Origin of the sequence: Streptosporangium sp. NBC_01810 (assembly GCF_035917355.1) — a bacterium.
In the GTDB taxonomy this organism is placed as follows: Bacteria; Actinomycetota; Actinomycetes; order Streptosporangiales; family Streptosporangiaceae; genus Streptosporangium.
In genome coordinates, this window is the sequence record NZ_CP109070.1 from 7,611,677 (window position 1) to 7,628,503 (window position 16,827).

Below are 16,827 nucleotides of genomic sequence, written 5' to 3' on the forward strand. Positions count from 1 at the left end.
CCTGAACCTCGGTTGAGGTCAAGTGAGCGGGCCGAGGCCGGGATACATGCGGGCCCCGACCGGCGGCATGAAAACGATCTCCGAGAGCGGCAGCGGGTCGCCCTCGACGAATCCCCGGCGGTCGCATGCGACAGTCGGCGGCCATGGCGCAGCCGGTCGTGGGGGCTCGATCAGGCCGGTGAGCACCTGCCGGATGGGGGAGCCCTGGCACGCCGGTCATCCTACAAAGCAAGCGGATGAGCCGCTTACCCATTTATTGCGGTTCGACCGTATGCGGTCTTCGGGAATGTGGTCTTCGGGCATGTGGTCTTCGGGCGGTGCCCCGAGGGGCAGGAGGTACGTGTGGGGATCCTGTGAAAGAAGTGATCGTTTCCGGTGTGGCCTGGAATCTTTTTCCGGCAAATGTAGGAAAATAGCATGAAAAACCCCATCTTTCACCTGATGCGGTGGGCATCATCCCCGATCTAACGTCGTGTGGCAGACAACCTGACATCACCACGACAGTCGTCTGCCTGTCGACCAGGAGAACACCTGATGCCCCGTGCCCTCGCCCACCGTCCGTGGGTGCCCGCCGTCACCGAGGACCGCGTCCGGTCCGTACTGAAGGCCGTGACGGACCAGACCACCTTCTCGGTCCAGAGCGAGATCGAACGGCTGGTGGCCGACAACCACCGCATCCACGACATCGAGTCGGTCAACCTGAACCCGGCCACGAACATCATGAACCCCCGGGCCGAGGCGCTGCTCTCGGCCGGCCTCGGATCGCGGCCGTCACTGGGGTACCCGGGCGAGAAGTACGAGATGGGTCTGGAGGCGATCGAGCAGATCGAGATCATCGCCGCCGAGCTGGCCGCGGAGGTCTTCGGTGCCGGCTACGCCGAGGTACGCGTCGGTTCGGGAGCGCTGGCGAACCTCTACACGTTCATGGCCACCTGCGAACCCGGTGACACGATCATCGCCCCGCCGGCGAGCATCGGCGGCCACGTCACACACCACGAGCCCGGCGCGGCCGGCCTGTACGGGCTGAACATCGTTCCCGCCCCCGTCACGCCGGACGGCTACACGGTGGACGTCGACGCCCTGCGCGAGCTCGCCGAGCGGGTACGGCCGAAGCTGATCACCATCGGTGGCAGCCTCAACCTGTTCCACCACCCCGTGGCGAGCATCCGCGAGATCGCCGACTCGGTCGGCGCCCGTGTGCTCTTTGACGCCGCCCACCTCTGCGGCATGATCGCCGGGAAGGCGTGGCCGCAACCGCTGGAGGAGGGCGCCCACCTGATCACCATGAGCACGTACAAGAGCCTGGGCGGACCGGCGGGCGGGCTCATCGTGACCAACGACGCCGAGCTGGCCGAACGGCTCGACGCGATCGCCTATCCGGGACTGACCGCCAACTTCGACGCGGGCAAGACCGCCGCGCTCGCCATGACCATGCTCGACTGGAAGGTGGCAGGGCCCGCCTACGCGCGAGAGATGATCGCGACCGCGCGGCGGCTGGCGGACGAACTGCTCGCCCTCGGCGTCCCGATCTTCGCCGCCGACCGGGGGTGCACCCGCTCTCACCAGTTCTCCGTGCCGGCCCACCGCTACGGCGGCGGGCAGCGGGCCGCCCGGCGACTGCGCGAGGCGAACCTGCTCAGCAGCGGCATCGGCCTGCCGGTGGAGGCGGTCGAGGGGGACGTGAACGGCCTGCGCATCGGTACGCCGGAGATCGTCAGGCTCGGGATGACCGAGGCGGACATGCCGGAGCTGGCCTCGTTCATCGCCCGCGGCCTGGATGAGAACGTCGACCCGGGCACCGTGGCGCCGGAGGTCACCGAATGGCGGAGCCGCTTCTCCGGCGTGCGCTTCACGGTGGACAACCCCGCCTGAAGGGTGGACGTCGGCTCGGATGATCCCGGTTGAGGGGTGGACGTCGGTCCGGATGATCCCGGTTGAGGGGTGGACGTCGGTCCGGATGATCCCGGTTGAGGGGGCATACGTCGCGCCGTGCTGAATTCCGCCCGTACCCCGGTTCCCGTGTTAGCGGCGTGGAAGCCGGGGCAGGGCGGGCCGTGCGCCCGCCGCCGCGCGTCCCCGCCGGGGGAGATCCGATCCGCCGGCGGCCGCTCCTGGTCCGGGGCGTGGCCGCAGAGGCCCGGCGTGAGAGGAGAGCACAATGGCCGACCAATCGGATCTGATCCTCGACCTGGTGTGGCAGGAGTTCCACGAGGTCGTGAACATGACGTCGGAGGAGCTGCGGGACTTCCTGCTGGCATCGGCCTCGGTGGACGGGGGCGCCGCCAGGAGCCCCGAGGCGGTCATGCCACCGCTCGGGCGCCAGGTGCTCGGGGTCCTCGGCAAGCGGAAGGCCGATCTGACCTCGGACGACATCGAGACGATGCGCCAGGCCGTCGACCGCGTCGAGGACACGCCGGCCGAGGGGAAGGTCGGCGATGACGACGACGACCGGCGGCGGGCGCTGCTGGAGGTCGGGCACAACCCGCTCCGGCCGTCCCGGCTCTGGGGCTGACCGCGACCCCTAGCGGTCAGTAGCCGCCGAACCAGCCGGGGACGTCGAGCCGGAAGGCGTCCGCCGGGGTCACGGCGCGCAGGTCGGCCTCCAGGGCGCGCAGGCGGTCCTCGCCGAGGGTCCTTGCCCAGCCCGCGCGCAGGTCCTCGAAGATGCGTGCCGACCGGGCGAGGCTGTCGAAGCCCCGCTCGGTGAGCCGCACGATCTTGCGGCGGGCGTCGCCGGGGTCGGAGCACCGCTCGACGTAGCCCAGGTGCTCCAGGGTGTCCACGGTCTTGCCCGCCGCCTGCTTGGAGACGCCCAATCGCCGGCCGAGCTCCACGGCCGTGGTGCCCTCGGAGCCGATCGCCTGCAGGACGAACCCATGCATCGGGCGCATGTCGGGGTGTCCCTGGCGGGCGAGCTCCGCGTGGAGCTCGTCAATGAGCATCCGAAAGCCGAGGAAGAGCCGGAGCGGGAGCTCGAAGCCCGGAGGGTCGGCCGGCACGATCGCCTCCCGCCTCGCTGTTTCGACAATGGTGTTGTCGAGCTTAGGGACTCTCGCCGTACCTGTCATCCACGGGGTGGCGGACCTCGGAGGTCCGCGCCGGTGGGGCCTTCACCGCAGGCGCCCGTCGGGGCGGCGCGGGTCCTGGAGCCACTTGTCGGTCTGGCGGGTCGCGTTGGGCGCGCCGGCGGTACCGGGCGAGCGGCGGGTGGCGCGGGTCTCGGTCACGGTGAAGTCGGCCACCACGTGCCGGTTGTGCAGCAGGAAGCCGACGACGCCCGCGATCGCCTGCACGCTGTCACCCGCGCGGGCGCGGCCGGTCAGGAGATAGACCAGCGGCGTGGACGGCTGGTCGAGGGCGAAATGGCGGCCGTGGTGGTGTGCGTCCTGGAGCGTTCTTATCGGGATCGGCCGCGAGGTGGTGAACCATGCGGCGACCTCCCAGAAGGGGTAGGTCTGGTCGCCGTCGGTCGACTCCTCGTAGCAGGTCGTGCAACCCCGGCGAGCGTCCTGCCCGTGGGGGCACGCCCAGGCGGCGAGGTCGTGCGGCATGCTGCGCTCGGACATGAGCTGACCGTACCTTCCCGTACGGGGAGACCGGCGTTTCCCCGTTCCCCCGCGCCGGGGCACCGCGTTTTCCCCCGGATCACCCCCGGCGTCGTGCTGTCTCGGTACCGCCGCCTGCCCGTTTCCGGCCCCGGTACTCGTCCGCTCAGCAGGCGGCCCAGGCTGAATATCCGCATATTTCGTGGTTTCTGCTGGCCGTCGGGAAGAAGGAGTGATCTTGGGGGAGTTTTCGAGGGCTCCGGGGTGGGCATCGGACCGATCGGGGGCATCGAACGGGGGACGCATGGCGCGTGGGTTCGACGCGTCCGCTCACTACGGGCGGCGCATCGCCGACGTTCACGACGGCGGCATCACGGTGAACGATTCACCCGGGGGTGCGGGCAGGCCTCTGAGGCCTCCGAAGTCCCCGGCGCGCTCGAAACTCGTCGAGCGCCCGGACACGCTGGATCTGCCGGTGCCGGTGCCGGTGCCGGTTTCGGGCAGGGCTCCGGCGCTGCCCGCCGCGCGGGGCCCGATCAGCACCCTGCTCTTCGAACGGCTGGTGCACCCGCCGCACCGCTTCGGCCTGCTGTCGCTTCCGCTCCTGTCGTTCCCCGCCCGTTTCGCGGGGCCGGTCCTCGCGGACGAGGACGTGCAGCTGGCGCTCTTCGTCTGCTACGAGCTGCACCACCGTGGCTTCGAGGGGGTGGACGAGCGGTGGGAGTGGAACCCCTCGCTGCTGGAGGTGCGGGAGATCCTGGAGGCACGGTTCGAGGAAGGGTTGGCGCGGGCCGTGCCGTGCCCGCCCACCCAGCGGCCCGAGCACATGCGCCAGGCCCTGACCGAGCTGGTGGCCGCCGCCGTCGACGGCCCCGACCTGCCGGGGTTCCTCCAGCGGCAGGCCGACCTCGCGCAGTTCCGCGAGTTCGTCGCGCACCGGTCGATCCGCCACCTGAAGGAGGCCGATCCGTACACCTGGGCGATCCCCCGGCTGAGCGGCCGTCCCAAGGCGGCACTGGTGGAGATCCAGGCGGGCGAGTACGGCGGCGGGCACGCCGAGCGGATGCACTCGGAGCTGTTCCGGACCACCATGCGCCGACTGGGCATGGACGACTCCTACGGCGCCCATCTCGACCGAGTCCCGGCGATCACGCTGGCCGTCTCCAACGCGATGTCGCTGTTCGGGCTCCACCGGCGTCACCTCGGAGCGCTGCTCGGCCATCTGGCGGCCTCCGCGATGACCTCCTCGGTCCCCAACCGTCGCTACTCCAGAGGGCTGCGGAGGCTGGGGGGAGACGAGGCGGCGAGCCGTTTCTACGACGAGCACGTGCGGGCCGACGCCGTACCCGAGCAGATCGCCGCGCACGACATGTGCGGCGGGTTCGCGCGGCAGCACCCCTCGCGGGCCGGTGACGTCCTGTACGGGGCGGCCTGCGCGCTGACCCTGGATCGGCTCTTCGCCGAGCACGTCATGAGCCACTGGCGGCGGGGCGTCTCGTCACTGCGGGAGGCGGGCACGGCGGCTCGTTGACCCGCCCGGACGAACACCGGGAATCAGACGAACACCGGGAATCAGACGAACACCGGGAATCAGACGAACACCGGGAATCAGACGAACACCGGGAATCAGACGAACACCGGGAATCAGCGGGCGGGCAGCCCTCATCCGGGCATCGGGACCCGAGGGGACCCGAGGGGACCCGGCCGGGTGCGCGAAAGCGAGTGGGCCGCGGTCAGAGGGTGATCCACTCGGTGACGACGGTCGCGCCCGCGAGGTGGCAGCGGAGACTGAAAGGCCCGGCGGGGACGTCGTCGTGGACGAACCTGCCCAGCTCGTCGACGGCCAGCGCGACCGGATGGTGCCCGAGGAGCTCGACCTCCGCGGGACGCGGCGGCATCAGCTGGCCCACCACGCGCCCCCCGCCGGCGGTCACGGTGACCTCCAGGTCGACGGTCAGCCCCGCGCCCTGGAAGGTGAGCAGCCGAGGCTGTCCCTCTCCCCGCACCCGTGAGGGCTCGCTCAGGGAGTCGAAGGCGAGCTCGGCCAGCTCGGCGTCGAGCATACGCAGCGCGTAGGCCTCGACGGCGAGCTGCAGGAGGTCGGAGGGAACGGGATCGAACAGCTCGACGGCGCGGCGCAACTCCGCCTCAAGCACGTCGTCGCTCATCGGAAGCCCCGTTCCGCGAGGAGGACGCGCAGCCGCCGCAGGCAGCGCTGCCTGATCGGCCCGATGCTCCCGACGGCGATGCCGAGCGTCGCCGACACCTCCTGGTAGCTGACCGGGGGCGAGGCCATGAGCAGCCGCAGCAGCCGCCGGCAGTTCTCGCCGAGCTCCTGGAACGACTGCCAGGTGGCTCGCATCCGCTCCCGCTCCATCGATGCCTCCTCGGCGTCGATCACCGCCTGCTCAGGCGTGTGGCTCTCGACGGTGCGATCGAACACCTCGGGGTCGTCGCTCGGCGAGATCCGCCGGGCGGTCCTGATCACCTTGACGCACTCGTGCCGCGCCGTGCTGGCCAGCCACGCCCCGACCCTGTCCGGCTCGCGGATCCGCGCGAGGTTCTGCGCGAGCCGGAACCAGGTCGTCTGGTAGACCTCCTGCGCGTCCGCGTCTCTCAGCCCGTGGGCGCGCACGATGGACCACACGAGTGGGCTGAGGCCCTCCACCAGGGATTTCCACGCCGCGGTATCCCCGTCCACCGCGGCACGGAAGAGGATGCCGGTCGAGTCTCGATCCACGGTGACGTCCCCTTGCCCTCGGGACTGTCATCGTACGACGGAGGGCCGATCCGGCCGTATCGGTTTTCACACGACCGGGACATTTTGCACGCTCGACGGCGTCCAGGTGGAGGGGATGAGGGAGGGGGCGACCGGGTCCGGCGCCCCGCCGCGGGACAGGGGGCCTGCCAGCAGCTCGGCGGCGGCCCGCCGGGAACCGGTCACGTTGTTCCGCGCCATGTGGTTGACGATCATGCCGACGACCAGGGGCGTGGCGAAGGAGGTGCCGCTCCACTGGGCCAGCCCGTCGAACACGACGCGCTCGCGGATCGCGGCGGGCGACGCCGCCATCCTCTCGGTGAGCTCACCCCGGTGCGGGGGGAACTGGCAGGTGCAGTCGTAGCTGAAACCGAACCGGCAGTGGTCGTAGGTCGAGTGCTGGTAGTCGTACGGCACCGGGGTGTCGTCCACCGCGGTGAAGGCGCTCACCAGGCGCTCCCCGGGCGCGTACACCTTCACCCACGGCCCGTGGTTGCTGAAGCACGCGCGGGACCGGCCGTCCTTTCTCAGCGCGCCCACCGACACGACGGCGTCGGCGTAGTCGGGGTCGTCGGCGTAGGCCGCGGGATAGAACCTCTCGTCACTGCCGTTGTTCCCCGCCGCCGCCACGAGCAGCGTCTCCGGGTGGTCGATCACCAGCTTGCGCATGAAGCGCTCGAGTCCGAGGAGGGGCTCCGCGTCCGTGGTCGGGGTTCCCGCGGACAGGTTGATGATGTCCGGCCACCTCCCCTCCGGCAGCATCCCGCCGAGCAGCAGGTCCCCCAGCTCCTTCTCGGGGATGGCGCCCGCGTCGACCAGCGTCCCGTGCACCGTGACGTCGGCGCCGGGCGCGACGGCGCTGACCAGCCCGGCGATGAAGGTGCCGTGGCCGACGTACTGCTTGAGGATCCCCTCCCCGTCCAGCTCGATCTCCTTGCCCTTGCCCTTGACGCGGCTCAGCCACGGGTGCGACCTGTGGTTCTCCACCAGCCCGGTGTCGACCACCAGAACGGACACCGGCGTGGCCCTCGTCTCGCCTCCCGAGCCGGCCACCTGCTCGGCCACCGCGGGGTTGGGCGGCTGGCACCGGGCCACCGGAACCGGCTCGTCACCGGGGCAGCAGTTCACCGCCGCGATGGACACGATGTGGTTCCTGGACACCATCCGGCGGCGGTTGGCACGCTCCAGTTGCTTGACCGCCCGCAGCGCGTCCGACACGTCCCGGTCGCTCCAGCGCGCCCTCTTGTCCGGTTTCCCGACCCGGATCTTGAGCAGGCCGCCCGGACCGTCCAGCTCCTCCGGCTCCACGTCCTGGTCGCTGCCGCGATCCCGGCGGAACGCCTCCCGGATCGCCCGGGTGACCTCGTGGGTCTCGTCCCGCCTGGCGAGGACGTAGCCCTTCTCGTAGAGGAAGCTGGGCGAGCCCTCGGGGCCCGCCGCGAGCACGGTCTTCTCCCCCACGGCGGCCTGGATCTGGTCGAACTGTTCCTGGAACCTGTCTGGTGCCATGTTCACCGTTCCTGTCTCGGAGATTCCGCACGTCGCCATGGGCAAGAGTCACCGGGCGCCCGGTTGATACACCTCCGTCGTACGAGCCTCACGGCATGGACGGCGGGTCCGGAGCCGAGCGGGACCGCCGGCACGGGGACGCGCCCTCCTCGCTTGGGGGTTCCGCGGCATGGACGCCCTGAACACACCACGTCTAACATCGATCCGTGACCGGGGGAAGCCCGCGGACCCCGCCTTCCGTGGGAAATCCGCTCGATCTGCTGCCCCTGGTGTTCGCCCGGCCCGCCGACGCGCTGGCCGGAGCACGGGCCGTGCTGGCGGGCACCCCGTCCTTTCGTGACGCCTCCGTCGCCCACCAGGTGATCGGCATCTGGCAGCGCGACTTCGGCGACCTCGCGGTGGCGATCGGCCATCTGCGGCGGGCCCGCACCCTGGCGGTCAGGTCCGGCTCCCCGGACCGTGAGGCGGACGTGCTGGCGACCCTGGGGGCCGCCCTCATTCACGCGGGCCGTACCAGGCAGGGGATGGCGGCGCTGGAGGCGGCGGTCGAGAGGGGCGGCGGACTCACCGGCGCCCGCGTGCTGTTCCGGCGCGGCTACGCCTGGTGGGTCCTCGGCGGGCACCGTGAGGCGCTCGACGACCTGCGCCGGGCCATTCCCGCCCTGCGCCGGGCACAGGACACGATCTGGACCGCCCGCGCGCTCACGCTCAGGGCGACGGTCCACCTGGCCATGGGGTCCGTGGAGCGGGCCGAGACCGACTTCGTCGCCGCCGAGCGGCTGTGGGACACCACGGACCAGGAGCACGACAAGGCCGACGCGGTGGAGAGCCGAGGGCTGGCGGCGTTCAGGTCCGGCGACCTCCCCGCGGCGCTGCGCCACTTCGACGAGGCCGCGAGCCGGTACGAGGCCCTCGGCACGCCCATGTTCGTACTGCACATCCGGCGGTGCGAGGTGCTCCTGGCGGCCGGGCTGGCACGCGAGGCGCTGGAGGAGGCCGACGCCGCCACGGAGCTGCTGAACCGTACGGGAGGGCAGACGACCCGCGGCGCCGAACTCCTCCTGATCGCCGCGCGGGCCGCGATCGCGGCGGGTGAGCCGCACGCGGCGACCGTCCGCGCGAGCGCGGCCGTCCGGCTGTTCTCCAGCCAGCGCCGCGACTGGTGGCAGGCCCACGCCCGGCTGGTACTGGTCCAGGCCAGGTTCGCGGCGGGCGAGATCTCCGCCCGTTCGGTACGCGACGCCGCCGCGGTCGCCCTGCGGCTGGCGAAGCTGCACTCCCCCGAGGCGGTCCAGGCGTCGCTGCTGGCAGGCCGTACCGCCCTCGCCCTCGGCGCCGGCGCGGACGCCGAACGGTACCTGGCCGCCGCGGCCAGGGGCAGGGCGCGCGGGCCCGCCCTCGCCCGGGTGGACGGTTGGGTGGCGCAGGCGCTGCGGGCGGCGGCGGCGGGGCGGACCCGCGGCGCGCTGGACGCCTGCCGCCGGGGGCTCGACCTGCTGGACGAGTACAGGATGACGCTGGGCGCCTCGGAGCTGCGGGCGCGGGCCACCGCGCAGGGGGCGGAGCTGGCCGTGCTCGCGCAGCGGGCGGCCCTCGCCGGAGGGAGCCCCCGCCGCTTCCTCGGCTGGAGCGAGCGCTGGCGCGCCACGGTGCTGGCGGTCCCGCCCACCCGGCCACCGGACGATCCCGAGCTGCTCCGCGACGTGACGGCCTTCCGCGAGATCAGCAGCCGGATCGAGGCGGCGCGGCAGAAAGGCAGCCCGGCCCCCGTGCTGGAGCGCGAGCAGCGGCGGCTGGAGAAGGGGATCCGCGACCGGACGCTCCGGATGCGCGGTGAGGGCGGCTCCGACGGGCACCACTTCGACGCGGGCGCCCTGCTCGGCGAACTCGGCGACGGGTGGCTGATCGAGATCGTCGCCGTCGACGGAGACCTGCACGTCCTGCTCTGCGGCCGGGGGCGGGTGCGCAGGTTCGCCGCGGGACGACTGGCCGACGCGGCGATCGACGCCGACCACGCCCGCGCGGGTCTCAGCAGGATCGCGTACGGGGGCTCCGCGGCCAGGCTGCCCATCCTCGAAGCCGGCGGGCGCCGCCTCCAGGAGTCGCTGCTCGGCCCCGCGGTGCGACACCTCGGGGAAGGACCGGTGGTCGTCGTACCGCCGGGCAGGCTGCACGGCGTGCCCTGGGCGCTGCTGCCCGCGCTGGGGACGCGGGTGCTGAGCGTGTCGCCGTCGGCGAGCGCCTGGCTCCGCGCCAGGCGGATCGAGCCGTCGCCGTCGCGGGAGCGGGTCGTGCTGGTCAGAGGCCCGGGACTGGCGACGGGCGGCGCCGAGATCCCGCCCCTGGCCGCGTGGTACGGCGAGGCGACGGTGCTGGAGAACGGCACCGCGGTCGCCTCGGCCGTGCTCGCGGCGCTCGACGGCAGCAGGCTCGCCCACATCGCCGCGCACGGCACCTTCCGCTCCGACAGCCCGATGTTCTCCTCCCTGGGCATGGACGACGGCCCGCTCACGGTGCACGATCTCGAACGGCTCCGCAGCGCCCCGTACCGGATCGTCCTGTCCAGCTGTGACTCCGGCAGGTTGCAACCGGTCGGCGCGAACGAGCTGCTCGGCCTCGCCACCGCGCTGCTGCCGCTGGGCACGGCCGGGATCGTGGCGAGTCCGGTGCCGGTCGACGACGAGGCGGTGGTGCCGCTGATGCTCGCCCTGCACGAGGGGCTGCGGCGCGGTCTGAGCATGGCCGAGGCCCTGCGCGATGCCAGGCTGTCGATGCCCGGCGACGCGCTTCACCGCGCGACGGGCTGGTCCTTCTCCGCCATCGGGGCGGCCTGACAGGCCCTGCCGGGTCCGTTCCGCTGAGTCGCCGCACTTGCCGTACCCAACTTGTGCGGGCAGTACGGCTAGCCCTGCATTCTGCACATGATCCCGATCGACCTGGGGTGGTTACCTGCTGCACTGGAGCAGGTGTAGCTGCTGACCTGCAACGATGCGGCACGTGCGGAAAACGGGGCTAGCCAACGGTGAAGAGCCTTTCCAGGCCGGCGCGGTCGCTGCTGCCGAGCCGCGCGTAGGCGTCGCACAGGTGGTTGGCGACCGTGCGGATCGACACCGTGAGCTGCTCGGCGATCTGCCGGTTGGTCAGGCCCGTCGCGGCGAGGCTGACGATCTGCCGCTGGCGGGCGGTCAGCCTCGGCAGCGCGAGGTTGACCAGCACGGAGCTGCGCGCTCCCTGGCAGGCGCCCGCCAGCGCCGAGGCCCGGTTCCTGGATGTCTGCGAGGCGTGCCGGTCGGAATGGACGAGGGAGGCGTGCGCGTACGCCTCCGCGGCGTGCAGCATCAGGCCGAGGTCAAAGAGCCCCCGCGCCACTTTGTCCAGGGCGTCCCCGTCCCGCCGGGTCAGCGCGCGGGCGTGCCGCGCCAGCAGGGGAGCGAGATCCCCCTCCGCGTGGTCGGCCAGCTCCCCGAGCCGATCGGCGACCAGCTCGGGGGCGCCGAGCCGTACCACGTCGTGCAGGGCGAACAGGTCGTGCAGGGCGAACAGGTCGTCTCCGGCGATGCCGGGTGCGGACCGCAGGGCGCCGCCGAGGTCTCCCTCGGCGGCCAGCGCCCAGGTCAGCGCCCCCTCGGCGGCGAACGCCCACGACCGGGCGTCTTGGGCGGGTGTCCGTTGGGCGCCTGTGGCGGATGCCCGCGACCGCGCGTTTCGCGCGGGTACCGGAAGCCGCCTGTGGACCGTCTGCCATGAACGCGTCCGCGCCTCCCCGGGGAGGGACGGGCCGTGCGAGAGGGCCTGCCAGGCCGTGGTCAGGTCGCCGACGTAGGCGGCGGCGTGGGCGAGTTCGGCCAGGCAGGCGCGGTGGTGGGGAGAACGGCGCAGTCCCTCGCGGCTCCAGGCCATGGCCTCGCGGGTCTCCCCGCGGAGCCGGGCGACGCGGGCGCGCTGCGCGCAGAACTCCGGCATCGCGGGCTCGTCCCAGCCGGTGTCGTCCTCGGCCATCCGCTCGCCGACGCCCCGAGGTATCTCCGCGAGCCTTCCCGCGTACGCGCGTGCGGCCAGTTCCTCGCACTCGGCCGCCAGCACCGAGGACCTCGGGGGCCGTCGCCCGCCGGAAGGCCCGCCCGCGAGGGGACGCTCCGCGGCGGCCCGCAGCACCGGGCCGTGCAGCGGGTGGGCGAGCCGGACAGCGAGCCGGTCGTCCACGGTGACGAGCCCCTTCACCCGCAGGTGTTCGAGGACGGCGGGGGCTACGAGGGCGCCCGGCACGCCCGCGCCCGGCGGCTCGCCGGACGCGACGAGCTCCAGCGCGTACCGTTCCTCCTCGTCGACGTCGCGGATCGTCTCCTCCACCAGCTCCCGGACGCGCGCGGTCATCGGTGGCGTGCCCCGCCAGGTCCACGTGCCCGACACATGGCTCAGGTCTCCACCGGCGTGGACGGCGACGACCAGCTCGCGCAGGAGCCGCAGGTCGCCGCAGCTCGCCCGGTACAGGCGCCGGACGGTGAGGGCGTCCACGTAGCCGCCCACCGCCCGCTTCAGGAGCTCGGCGCAGGCGCTCTCCGTCAGGGGGGCCAGCACCAGGCGCGGCAGAAGGTTCTCCTCCCAGAGCCTGGAGACGCCCTCCGGCACGGGCTCGCCCTCCCTGACCGTGACGAGCAGGCGGGTACGTCCGCTGAGTGCCAGGTCGTGGACCAGGTTGGCCGAGGCGTCGTCGAGCAGGTGGGCGTCGTCCACGACGCACACCTGCTCGCACATCGCCTCGGGCACCGCCTCGGCGGCCAGGCGGCTCCTGCCGCTTCCCGCCGCGCCGGTCACGACGATTCCCCGGTGACCGGCCGACAGGCTCCGCCGTACGAGATCGAGCTCCTCAGTCCTGGCCGTGAACGGCCAGGCAGACCGTGGGTTTCTCACAGCGGTATGAGCCACGGAGCCCGCCCTTGATACAGGTGGAACCGGGGATTCCAGCCCTCGTGCCCACCGGTGTCCCGAACCACTGGTCCTCGTGAGGTGTCGGGCCGCAGCCAAAAAGATTCCGGCCCTCGTGCCTCACCGGTGTCCCGAACGGCCGCCGCCGGGCGGCCCCGAGGGCAGGCGGCGCGTGGTCATCTGCTCGCGGTGGTCTCCTTGGGCAGGCGGCGCGTGGTCATCTGCTCGCGGTGGTCTCCTTGGGCAGGCGGCGCGTGGTCATCTGCTCGCGGTGGTCTCCTTGGGCAGGCGGCGCGTGGTCATCTGCTCGCGGTGGTCTCCTTGGGCAGGCGGCGCGTGGTCATCTGCTCGCGGTGGTCTCCTTGGGCAGGCGGCGCGTGGTCATCTGCTCGCGGTGGTCTCCTTGGGCAGGCCGGGGGCCTGGAAGTCGAACCAGACCGGCTGCCAGTCGCTCAGCTCGTGGAAGCGGCGCAGCTCGGCGATGCCGCTGAGCCAGCCCATCCACCCGGCGTAAGGAGGGTTGCCCTCATCGAAGCCGCTCTCCATGAAGGTGAGCCGGGTCGCGCCGTCCGAGCCCTCCAGTTCCCAGGTGGAGACGCCGAAGCCCGGCCACTCCAGGGAGAACCTGCGGCCCGGCTCCACTTCGACGACCTTTCCCGGTGCCTCGTCCGCCTCGAAGCCGCCCATGGCGAAGCGGCCGCCGACGTACGGCTCGATGTCGATCCGGTAGCCGAACCACCGGCTGAACTTCCCAGAGTCGACGAGCGAGTCGTACACCTCCTCGGGCGAGGCGCCGATGAGGAATCGCTCCCGCATTCGCGGGGAGGTGAAGTCGCACTTCGGGGTGAGCTCGCGGCCCTCCAAGTGGTCGACCAGGTTCGCGATCGACAGGCACCAGAACGTCTGCAGCGTCCCCCGGACGCCGCCGTTGCCGGAGAGCGCCTCCCGGAAGTCGAAATGGGTCTGGGAGAGCGACAGGGTGGTCGACTCCGCGCTCTCCTCCTCCAGACGGATCTCGACCGTCGTCTCCTCGCCGTCGAGCAGCCACGACAGGCGCAGCGTGTGGTCGTCGACGTGCAGCGGGCGCTGGTGGGGCGCATGCCCCTCGGGGGTGTGGCGCCCCCAGAACTCATACCGGTGCGGCAGTTCGACCTCGGCGTGCTCGGCCAGCCAGATCCTCAGCTCGCCCGGGTCGGTCAGGGCGTGATGGACCGCCTTGAGCGGTGCGGCCACGCGTGCGTTCAGGCTCATCGGCTCACTCACGGGGTTCTCCCTTGGGGTAGCAGGCCACGGCGAGCTTGAAGGCGTCACCTTCGGTGCCGCCGTAGCGGGTGAAAAGGTCCTGCAGAGTGGACTGGAGGTCGTTCAGGAACTCCTGACGCCGTTCCGGCGGCACGCGGATCTCGCCGGACACGCCGACGGACGGCAGCTCGGGCGCGGTTCTGTCCAGCGCGCCGATGTCGGCCTGGACCTCCTCCATGAGGTCCAGCAGGTAGCCCAGGCCCAGCTCGTCCCGGGTTCTGCGCAGGCCGATCCGGCCGACGAGACGGGGCGAGAGCCAGTACGAGCGGGCGCTCGCCTGGTAGACGCCCTCGTGGATGCCGCGCACCCTGCGCTCGGACACCTGGGTGACCAGGCCCGCCTCCACCAGGCGTTTGACGTGGTAGTAGACCCGCTGCGGGGTCTGGTCGAGCAGGGCCGCCACCTCGGTGCACGAGCGCGGCTCGGCGAGCTTCCTCAGCACCTCGATGCGCTGCGGCTTGAGCAGCGCCTCGGCCTGATCGATCTGTTCCAGATACAGGACATCTCTCATCGCAAAATTGATCCTGTACATAAAATTCTATTTTGTCAATGATGCGCGAGGAGGTTCGCCCGCCTCCCGGGCGCGTCGCCCCCGGGAAGGGCGAGCGGGGGCACGCGGGCGCGTCGGCGAGGTGGTGGCCAGGGTGGAGTCGAAGGTCACGAGCCCGCGCCGGGTGGAACGGGTGGGTGCTGAGAAATGACAGGTGGGTGCTGAGAAATCCATTATGTCACGATAAATATGCAAATAATCGGCCATTGTTGGGTCTATCCTGAACCCGCGTTCGGCCTGGGGCGGCAACCCGATTTCACAGATTTACCCCTCGGGTGGTCCGGTAAGGACAGATCCAGGCAAAAACCACGCTGCCGAAATTCACCAGCATGGTGTGCGGGGTCCGGCCGGCCGTCTCCGTGACCTGGAGCCTGATCACGGAACCGGCCCGCATCCAGCTCGCCACGTCGTCCTCGGTGGGTTCGTGGCCGTGCAGGCGCAGCATCAGGTCATGGGGCTGCCCGGCGATCCGTAGATGCAGCTCGCACGTGGGTTCGATGTCCGCCATGATTCGCCGTCCAGTGTGGGTGAGACCCGGCGGGGTTGTCGGCGTCCCTTCGAGCGTACTCCCGCCGTACACGCGCCCCCGGACCCGCATCCGACGGGCGGTCGGTCATCTGGTCGACGGTGGTGGGATGCCCTGCTCACATGCTTTCGAGCGCATTGTCGTAATCCTTGACTTCAAAACTGAAAATGCATGAAAAATGGCTGGTTCTTCCTTGTCATTGAGCGGCCAATGAGCAATCAGATGCTGATTCTCGTGGATATTCTCAGCAATCCGCGATCTCATATTCCCGCCAGTCCTTCGGGATCTTTTCTGGGATGAGGAGAGTCATATGGCCAATTCGCGAAGAATCACGGCGATCGCGGCCGTGTTCGCGACGGCGGTCAGCCTCGGGGCCGTCGGCGCGCAGGCGTCGACGGCGGACGCCCGACGGTCGACGGCGGACGCCCGGTCGGAGGCCGCGGCGCCCACGAGGGGGGTCCGGATCACCCGCTTCCTCGGCGAGCAGCGCCTGCCGAACAAGATGCGGTTCCGGGGAACCACGGTCGGTGGCTTCTCCGGCATCGACCGTGACCCACGCACCGGCACCTGGTACTTCGTCTCCGACGACCGGGCGCGTTACAACCCGGCCCGCTTCTACACCGGCCGCCTCGACATCAACCCGGTCACCGGAGCGTTCACCGGGGTGAACCTCACCGGGGTCACCACCCTGCGGCGCTCCGACGGCACCCCCTACCCCGCCTATGGCCAGGCCGGGGCCGCCGATCCCGAGACGATCCGCTTCGACCGGTGGAGCAACCAGCTGCTCTGGGGTGACGAGGGCGACCGGCCGGACGCGACACATCCCGAGATTCCGGTCTCCGACCTGTTCGTCCGCTGGACCAGCCCCCGAGGCCGCCACCTCGGAGAGCTGACGACCCCCCGCAACATGAAGATGACCGCCACCAACAGCGGCCCCCGGCGCAACTTCGGCTTCGAGGGCCTGACCTCCACGGCGCGCACCATCACGGCGGTCACGGAAGGCCCCAGGTACGAGGACGGCGAGCCGCCGACCGCCACCCGGGGCGCCCCGGCCCGCATCACCGTGTGGAGCCGCGACGGCAGGCCGCGCGGGCAGTACGCCTACCCGATCGACCCGCTGCCGGCGGCGCCGATCCCGCCGACCGGCCAGTCCGACAGCGGCGTCTCGGAGATCCTGGCGATCGACGACTACCGCTACCTCGCCCTCGAACGCTCCTGGATCGAGGGCGTCAACTACAAGGTCAAGCTGTACGAGATCGACCTGCGCGGTGCCACGAACGTGCTGAACAGGGACAGCCTGTCGACCGGTCGCCCGTACCGCCCGGTTTCCAAGCGCCTGGTCTCCGACCTCGGCACGGTGCGGACACCGGTGCAGAACCTGGAGAGCCTCGCCTGGGGACCGCGCCTGCGCAACGGTGAGTGCACGCTGGTGGTCGGCTCCGACGACAACTTCAGCGAGCAGGAGGTCACCCAGTTTCTGGCCTTCGCGGCCAGGGGCTGCTGACCGCCGCGAGGTGAGGCCGCCCGGACAGGGCGGTCGGCACCTACCCGGACGCTGAAAGACTCCGGCGCGGCCGGGACCCACGACACGGGTCCCGGCCGCGCCGGTCCATGTGCGGCGAGGATCCCCGGATGCGATCTCCGGCCTTCCGGCTCGGTCGGTTCCCGAGCTGCCGAACCTCGCTGAGCCGACCGCCCTTCCGGCTCGATC

General features: G+C 71.4%; 14 protein-coding genes. 5 read left to right on the top strand and 9 right to left on the bottom strand.

What is annotated here, in order from left to right; genetic code table 11:
- The first annotated feature begins 534 nt into the window (after positions 1 to 534).
- Both glyA and OIE13_RS34435 read left to right on the top strand, forming a co-directional pair.
- On the top strand, positions 535 to 1,872 hold the full coding sequence (gene glyA / locus OIE13_RS34430; protein ID WP_326645190.1) for a serine hydroxymethyltransferase: 1,338 nt from the start codon (positions 535 to 537) through the stop codon (positions 1,870 to 1,872).
- 286 nt (positions 1,873 to 2,158) lie between these two features.
- Positions 2,159 to 2,512, top strand: a complete 354-nt coding sequence (locus OIE13_RS34435) for a DUF3140 domain-containing protein (protein WP_326645188.1) — start codon at positions 2,159 to 2,161, stop codon at positions 2,510 to 2,512.
- 16 nt (positions 2,513 to 2,528) lie between these two features.
- Here OIE13_RS34435 and OIE13_RS34440 read toward each other — a convergent pair whose 3' ends face one another.
- Both OIE13_RS34440 and OIE13_RS34445 read right to left on the bottom strand, forming a co-directional pair.
- Positions 2,529 to 2,999 (bottom strand): MarR family winged helix-turn-helix transcriptional regulator, encoded by a 471-nt coding sequence (locus OIE13_RS34440; RefSeq protein ID WP_326645187.1) that lies wholly within the window; start codon positions 2,997 to 2,999, stop codon positions 2,529 to 2,531.
- A 111-nt stretch (positions 3,000 to 3,110) separates the two neighbouring features.
- Positions 3,111 to 3,566, bottom strand: coding sequence for a hypothetical protein (locus OIE13_RS34445; RefSeq protein ID WP_326645185.1), 456 nt, complete (start codon positions 3,564 to 3,566; stop codon positions 3,111 to 3,113).
- 283 nt (positions 3,567 to 3,849) lie between these two features.
- On the opposite strand from OIE13_RS34445, the gene OIE13_RS34450 reads away from it, so the two are divergent.
- A complete protein-coding gene (locus OIE13_RS34450) occupies positions 3,850 to 5,076 on the top strand; it encodes an iron-containing redox enzyme family protein (RefSeq protein WP_326645183.1) in 1,227 nt (408 codons plus the stop codon).
- 202 nt (positions 5,077 to 5,278) lie between these two features.
- On the opposite strand, the gene OIE13_RS34455 is transcribed toward OIE13_RS34450, so the two are convergent.
- The 3 genes from OIE13_RS34455 to OIE13_RS34465 form a co-directional block, all read right to left on the bottom strand.
- Positions 5,279 to 5,713 (bottom strand): hypothetical protein, encoded by a 435-nt coding sequence (locus OIE13_RS34455; RefSeq protein WP_326645181.1) that lies wholly within the window; start codon positions 5,711 to 5,713, stop codon positions 5,279 to 5,281.
- A complete protein-coding gene (locus tag OIE13_RS34460; RefSeq protein WP_326645179.1) occupies positions 5,710 to 6,285 on the bottom strand; it encodes an RNA polymerase sigma factor in 576 nt (191 codons plus the stop codon). The genes OIE13_RS34455 and OIE13_RS34460 overlap by 4 nt, the downstream gene beginning before the upstream one ends.
- Positions 6,286 to 6,351: 66 nt before the next feature.
- On the bottom strand, positions 6,352 to 7,812 hold the full coding sequence (locus OIE13_RS34465; RefSeq protein WP_326645177.1) for a S8/S53 family peptidase: 1,461 nt from the start codon (positions 7,810 to 7,812) through the stop codon (positions 6,352 to 6,354).
- Positions 7,813 to 8,051: 239 nt separating this feature from the next.
- Between OIE13_RS34465 and OIE13_RS34470 the strand changes: the two genes are divergently transcribed.
- Positions 8,052 to 10,646 (top strand): CHAT domain-containing protein, encoded by a 2,595-nt coding sequence (locus OIE13_RS34470; RefSeq protein WP_326645175.1) that lies wholly within the window; start codon positions 8,052 to 8,054, stop codon positions 10,644 to 10,646.
- A 178-nt stretch (positions 10,647 to 10,824) separates the two neighbouring features.
- Here OIE13_RS34470 and OIE13_RS34475 read toward each other — a convergent pair whose 3' ends face one another.
- The 4 genes from OIE13_RS34475 to OIE13_RS34490 all read right to left on the bottom strand — a co-directional run bounded on the left by OIE13_RS34475 (position 10,825) and on the right by OIE13_RS34490 (position 15,098).
- Positions 10,825 to 12,723: a helix-turn-helix transcriptional regulator gene (locus tag OIE13_RS34475; RefSeq protein WP_326645173.1), complete on the bottom strand. Its 1,899-nt coding sequence runs from the start codon at positions 12,721 to 12,723 to the stop codon at positions 10,825 to 10,827.
- 396 nt (positions 12,724 to 13,119) lie between these two features.
- Complete coding sequence (locus OIE13_RS34480) at positions 13,120 to 14,001, bottom strand: SRPBCC family protein (protein WP_326645171.1); 882 nt, start codon at positions 13,999 to 14,001, stop codon at positions 13,120 to 13,122.
- On the bottom strand, positions 13,994 to 14,551 hold the full coding sequence (locus OIE13_RS34485; RefSeq protein ID WP_326645170.1) for a helix-turn-helix domain-containing protein: 558 nt from the start codon (positions 14,549 to 14,551) through the stop codon (positions 13,994 to 13,996). Before OIE13_RS34485 ends, OIE13_RS34480 begins: the two co-directional genes overlap by 8 nt.
- A gap of 295 nt (positions 14,552 to 14,846) precedes the next feature.
- Complete coding sequence (locus OIE13_RS34490; protein WP_326645169.1) at positions 14,847 to 15,098, bottom strand: hypothetical protein; 252 nt, start codon at positions 15,096 to 15,098, stop codon at positions 14,847 to 14,849.
- A gap of 328 nt (positions 15,099 to 15,426) precedes the next feature.
- Between OIE13_RS34490 and OIE13_RS34495 the strand changes: the two genes are divergently transcribed.
- A complete protein-coding gene (locus tag OIE13_RS34495) occupies positions 15,427 to 16,620 on the top strand; it encodes an esterase-like activity of phytase family protein (RefSeq protein ID WP_326645168.1) in 1,194 nt (397 codons plus the stop codon).
- The last annotated feature ends 207 nt before the right edge of the window (positions 16,621 to 16,827 follow it).

What these genes read in the sequence shown, in the direction of transcription:
- glyA (WP_326645190.1), top strand. Translation starts at nt 535, where the DNA reads ATGCCCCGTGCCCTCGCCCACCGTCCGTGGGTGCCCGCCGTCACCGAG.
- OIE13_RS34435 (WP_326645188.1), top strand. Translation starts at nt 2,159, where the DNA reads ATGGCCGACCAATCGGATCTGATCCTCGACCTGGTGTGGCAGGAGTTC.
- OIE13_RS34445 (WP_326645185.1), bottom strand. Translation starts at nt 3,566, where the DNA reads ATGTCCGAGCGCAGCATGCCGCACGACCTCGCCGCCTGGGCGTGCCCC.
- OIE13_RS34450 (WP_326645183.1), top strand. Translation starts at nt 3,850, where the DNA reads ATGGCGCGTGGGTTCGACGCGTCCGCTCACTACGGGCGGCGCATCGCC.
- OIE13_RS34455 (WP_326645181.1), bottom strand. Translation starts at nt 5,713, where the DNA reads ATGAGCGACGACGTGCTTGAGGCGGAGTTGCGCCGCGCCGTCGAGCTG.
- OIE13_RS34465 (WP_326645177.1), bottom strand. Translation starts at nt 7,812, where the DNA reads ATGGCACCAGACAGGTTCCAGGAACAGTTCGACCAGATCCAGGCCGCC.
- OIE13_RS34485 (WP_326645170.1), bottom strand. Translation starts at nt 14,551, where the DNA reads ATGAGAGATGTCCTGTATCTGGAACAGATCGATCAGGCCGAGGCGCTG.
- OIE13_RS34490 (WP_326645169.1), bottom strand. Translation starts at nt 15,098, where the DNA reads ATGGCGGACATCGAACCCACGTGCGAGCTGCATCTACGGATCGCCGGG.
- OIE13_RS34495 (WP_326645168.1), top strand. Translation starts at nt 15,427, where the DNA reads ATGGCCAATTCGCGAAGAATCACGGCGATCGCGGCCGTGTTCGCGACG.